Raw genomic sequence first — 5,486 nt, 5'->3', positions numbered from 1 at the left:
GGGGAGTAGGGGAGATTGAAGTAATTTATAGAATTATAAACATAATATTCTGTAACCAGATTCTATATGAAGTAATATAGCAATCCTATTTCAGTCTACATAGTAAGAGTGAGGAATATAAGTCTATAATGATACAAAAATTTCTGCTTTGTTGCCTGCTGATAACTATTTTATCTGAGAAAACAAATAATCAAGCACTTGCTCTTCCTTTACCAGATAAAGATACTTTGTCAGAAGCTTTATTCACTCCATCTCTAGCAGTTTCTCATCCTAAATCTCAAGTTTCAGAAGTTCTAGAAACTGTGAATCAAATGGATGACTCCCAAGCAAAAGCAATTTTACTTAATCAAATTGCTCTTAAATATATTGATTTAGGAGAGCTTGAACAAGCTGAGGAAATACTGGCTAAATCTTTGGCAATTAGTAAGAATTTAGAAGAGCAGACAGTACAAGTCAATTTGCTCACTAATATTGCTAAACAATATGCACAAATTGGGCAGTTAGACAAAGCACAAGAAATATTAGAACTAACAGTAGAAATTGCTAATTCTGTTGAGGATAAGCTGACACAAGGACAATTATTGCTGGAAATTGCCCTGACATATCAAAGTCTTGGTTTAGAAGATTCATCACAAACTCTGATTTCCCAAAGTCAAACCCTAATTTCTGAAACTCAAACAATTACAGAAGAACCCCCACCTGTTGCTGAATATCCTTTTCAGGAAGAGCGGGTGGAGTTTAGTCTTGGTTTCGGAGCTACTATTTCTTCTTTTCGAGACACTACCTGGAATATAGGCACAAATTCTAACCTTTACAAGCAATGGTCAAAATCGGATTTGTTGATTAATAGCAGTGTTTCTGTTTCTTTTGATAGTAGCAGAGCTGAGGATGAGAAATATCGTCCTAGCAGTTTTACCGCTGTATTATATCGCCGTCATTTCAATCAAGACTGGCATTTTGCAGCCAATCTGTTCGCCGTAACGAATCAAGAATTATTGGCTGCCAAAAATGATGATGAAGACTTAACAGTTATTATCACTCCCGCTCTAGGAGCTGGATTCAATTTGTGGCGTGGTGAAACTGCCAAAGAGTCTTGGGATGTTCAATTTTTCTTTAGCCCTCGTTATGAATATGATTACATTGACTTTGAAGAACGGCGCAATAGAGTCGATCCAACACTTGGTATTGCTTTTATCGGCAGAGATGTGAAAATTGGCAGGGCAACTTTTAATCAAATATTTGTTTTTGGTCAGTCTTTAAGAGATAGTGAGAACTTAATTAGCACATATAATACTACATTTTCTATTCCTATTAGTAAAAGGTGGTCATTTACTAATAGGTTATTTCTGAGATTCAGAAACGAAACTATTTTTGAAGATAATCCTAAATGGAATTTTTATTATACGACTGGTTTAGACTTTAAGTTTTAAAATATTTGTTTGTCATTTCAGTTATCAGTTATAGCAGTCGAAGCAAAGATTAGGACATTTCTAAATCCTGTTTGCGCAGCATGACTTAGGAAAATCCTTTGACAGTTTACTATTCCCTCCATACCTATTCCCTATTCCCTAGCGCGTAGCGCTATATCAATGACTTTGTTCTATGAAACCATATAGCTACCGCACTTACTCTGCATATGTAATTCATACTTATATAACTATTGTCCAATAGATGAATAGAACATCAATCTTTGACGTAAAAAGTCTGAAACTTTTACCTGTAAAGGCTTTGAGATTTAATTAGCCAGCCCTATAGTCATTCTGAATAAGACTGGGAGGAGTGTTTCTTTGCTTGAAAGGGTTTCAGCCAAAACAGTGTTTCATCCTTATTTGNCCAGCCCTATAGTCATTCTGAATAAGACTGGGAGGAGTGTTTCTTTGCTTGAAAGGGTTTCAGCCAAAACAGTGTTTCATCCTTATTTGAAATGACTATAACTATTGTCCAATAGATGAATAATATCATGTCCGGTTGAACAGTGATAAATAAATAACTGCGGAGGAGTCAGGAGTCAGTAGGGCCGATTTCCTGCGGAATGCTACGCAAACGCGAATCGCCCGTACAGGAGTCAGAATAAAAGAAAGAAGAAGGAAGAAGGAGGAAGAAGAAAGTTTTTTTATAACTAATTATCCGGACATGATATAAAACATCAATCCATAGAAAGAGAGTGATATAGCTGCCACTAGGTTCACCTTTCATCTCGGCGACAGCCAAAAAGCGGAACCAGGGACATTTATTGTAAGGTCTTTTTATCGCTCTTATTATTCGTAATATTCTTTTTTCAAAGTGGTATAAGATACTATTTTAGAGGCTAGAGCAAAACTAAAAGCCTTATTATGACTATTCAACCGGAAATAATATTTTATTAATTCCCCGTTTTAAAAACAGAATTTATAAATACTTTTTTAACAGATTTAACATGAATAAAACTTTCAAACAAACTATCAAATTTATTATAATTAGCATTCTCAGCTTAACCTTAAACTTAACTTTTTCTCCTAAAACTTTAGGACAAATTCCTTTATTTATGCCCGGAAATGATAGCCAAAATCCTCAATTTACATCTAAACCTTGGGACTTACATAGAGCCGTTCGTTGTGGTAGGTTTTGGTGTAGTGACGTTAATTTCATTGATGGTGATTTAAAACAAGGATTAACAGCAGACTTAACCTTAGCTGCACTTCAAGACATTAAGACACCAAATGTCGAAATTGTCCAAGAATTAGAACAGCGATCGCAATTAGTTGTACAAGTATTTAAACAAATTATTAGCTCTATTATCAATCAGCAAACAGAGTCGGAAGTTCCATATCGTCCAGATTGGCAATTTTGGCTACCTACAACAGAAAAAACCTTGCATCCTTTGACTCCTCAAGTAGAAGTCGGTAGTGAAAACCAACAGACTGTTATCTATTTACCAAAGCAACCAGAATTAGGCATAACTGCACAAACTATTGTCACCGTCACCCATCTAGATACCCAAGCTAATGGAAAAAAAAATAAAGATGAATTAGCTCAAATTTGGCGTAACAACATTCGTACCTCTTTCAGTTATATTCTCTGGGGACATGAATTATATATACAGCATCCTGGGTGGCGAGTCAAAATTTCTATTGCAATTATTTTGCTAGTATTAGCACTAATTTGGTTGAGTCATTTAATTCGCAATTTGTTGATAAAACAGAACAAAGAATTGCGACAACAACTTAGTCAACTAACCGAAAGTATAGCAACTAAAACTGAGGTGAAAACTGTTATTGAGCCAGAAGTTACTCCTAGCAACATAGAAGAAAATATAAGTAATAAGGAAGAACTCTCAGAGAAAATAAAACTAGAAAAGGAGATAGCTAGGCAAGATAATGTTTCAGTTCAACCTTCTCTGGAAAATGCTCTTTCCCCATCGTTACAGAAAAATATATTCAATTTTATTCGGCGTTTAGCGACGAAAACTAAGTTACTAGCTTTTCAGACTCCAATTTCTCAGGCAAAGTTTTTTTTGCAACGCCAAAACCTGATTAAGCAAAGACAAAATCTCTATCAATTGTTTATGAGACTGCTGTTGATTTTTCAATTCTTGTTCTTTTCTTTGGGGTTGATTGGAATTGTTTTTACATTTCGCCAAACCCGTTTTCTATCGATCTATTTTTTCGAGCAAATGCTGATTTTAATTACTTTGTGGTTAGGATTAACCTTAATCGATAAACTGGGAGGTATTCTCATTGATTTTATTCTCCATCGTTGGGCAACAGAAGGACAACTCCTGTATCCGACATCTAATCGTTATACTCTCAGAGTTGATACTTATTCTAAGACACTCAAAAAAGCCATTAGCTTTTTTACAATTTTCTTTGGTATTTACTTGAGTCTGTTCTTACTAGGAGTTAATCTGGCAGTATTAGCTAGTGCAGGTTTTTTTGCTGTTGCTGTAGCTTTTCTTTCCCGGAGTATACTTGAAGACTTGCTCAATGGAATCTTGATTTTATCAAGCGATCGCTATGCTATTGGGGATGTAATTGATGTTGGTGGAGGAATGTCAGGAGGTGTAGAGGATATTAATTTATTTACCACTTCCCTACGCAATTTAGACGGACAATTAATTGCTATTCCTAATCGTCGGATCGACTGCGTTATTAATATGACTAAACACTGGTCAAGGGTTAATTTTACGATTAAAATTGCTTGGAATGAAGATGTTGATCGAGCTATTGAAGTGATGACTGAGGTAGCAAATAAATTGCAAAGTGAAGAAGAGTGGAGTGAACATTTCCTTAATCAAGTGGAAGTGTTAGGTGTTGATGAGCTATCCCATGAGGGAATTCTGATTCATTTACTGATTAAAACGCCACCTGCTAAACATTGGTCACTGGGTCGGGAATTTCGTCGGCGAGTCAAAAAAGCTCTTGATGAAGCCGGAATTTCTTTGGGTATTCCCTATCATCATGTTTCTGTTATTGAGCCTTTCCAAGGAGATAATAATAATCCCAGATTCGTCAATTTTCAGTCAGAAAAAGACTTTAAATAGTAGAAGTAAGAAAGAAGGAAGAGGGAAGAAGCAATAAATCTTGGAGAAAAAAAGATAAAATTTAAGGAGTAGGGGAGTGGGGGAGTAGGAACGTTGCATGCAACGTCCCTACAGGAATAATTTTTTTATCACTGATTATCAGAACATAATATCAGTCCTAATTATGTGTCAGTTTCAATTAACTGCAAAAATTCTGCAATTTGTTGAGTTNTTTAAGGAGTAGGGGAGTGGGGGAGTAGGAACGTTGCATGCAACGTCCCTACAGGAATAATTTTTTTATCACTGATTATCAGAACATAATATCAGTCCTAATTATGTGTCAGTTTCAATTAACTGCAAAAATTCTGCAATTTGTTGAGTTGATTTGAGGTGATAGACAGATTTACTGTTTTGAGCTTGTTCAACATAATCTCGATATTTTGGAGTAAGATACTTGTGACATAACCAGAGATTACGGTAGCTATTCATAGAACTCCTTAATAGTGGACTATTCTCAGGCCACCCATCGGGAGGAACAAAAAAACCTGTTAAAAACCGTTTTGTCACCCACCAAAAGTGAATGGGTAAAGGTAAGTCAATGTAAATCAGGGTATCGGCTGCATTTAACCTTGACCAGAGCGTTTCCATCGAACCAAATCCGTCAATTACCCATTCATTACTCCCTAAGATTTTATCGTGAGTAAGTTTATATTCGTTATCTGGAACTTCTGTACCTCCTGAGCGATATTTGATTTTGTCTAAGACATAGAGTGGGAGATTAGTTATTGTTGCTAATTGCTTGCTCAGGGTTGACTTACCACCACCTGCATTACCAAATACTGCTACTTTTTTCATAAAAATACTAACAATAAAAAACTAGAATTTTGTAGGTTAGGTTGACAAAGGAAACCCAAAAATAGCTAATATATACATTATACTTTAACAAAATTTATCTTAACCAGAAAATATGATAATTATTGTTGTCTAA

The 5,486-nt window shown here is 35.4% G+C and carries 3 protein-coding genes; 2 read left to right on the top strand and 1 reads right to left on the bottom strand.

All coding sequences use genetic code 11. The features are described 5' to 3' along the window. Positions 1 to 128: 128 nt before the first annotated feature. A complete protein-coding gene (locus tag AFK68_RS12680; RefSeq protein ID WP_094673130.1) occupies positions 129 to 1,430 on the top strand; it encodes a tetratricopeptide repeat protein in 1,302 nt (433 codons plus the stop codon). Between the two features lie 986 nt (positions 1,431 to 2,416). Then, positions 2,417 to 4,519, top strand: coding sequence for a mechanosensitive ion channel family protein (locus tag AFK68_RS12675; protein WP_094673129.1), 2,103 nt, complete (start codon positions 2,417 to 2,419; stop codon positions 4,517 to 4,519). Between the two features lie 312 nt (positions 4,520 to 4,831). Here the strand turns inward: AFK68_RS12675 and AFK68_RS12670 are convergent, their stop codons facing one another. Beyond that, positions 4,832 to 5,353, bottom strand: a complete 522-nt coding sequence (locus AFK68_RS12670; protein WP_094673128.1) for an adenylate kinase — start codon at positions 5,351 to 5,353, stop codon at positions 4,832 to 4,834. Positions 5,354 to 5,486: the final 133 nt, after the last annotated feature.

The sequence above is a fragment of the Hydrocoleum sp. CS-953 genome (assembly GCF_002260545.1).
Classification (GTDB): Bacteria; Cyanobacteriota; Cyanobacteriia; order Cyanobacteriales; family Microcoleaceae; genus Trichodesmium.
The sequence above is the reverse complement of the archived record's forward strand: the minus strand, read 5'-3'. Positions and strand labels throughout refer to the sequence as shown.

Excerpts from the sequence above, each read along its gene's own strand:
- AFK68_RS12680 (WP_094673130.1), top strand. The coding sequence starts at position 129 with ATGATACAAAAATTTCTGCTTTGTTGCCTGCTGATAACTATTTTATCT.
- AFK68_RS12675 (WP_094673129.1), top strand. The coding sequence starts at position 2,417 with ATGAATAAAACTTTCAAACAAACTATCAAATTTATTATAATTAGCATT.
- AFK68_RS12670 (WP_094673128.1), bottom strand. The coding sequence starts at position 5,353 with ATGAAAAAAGTAGCAGTATTTGGTAATGCAGGTGGTGGTAAGTCAACC.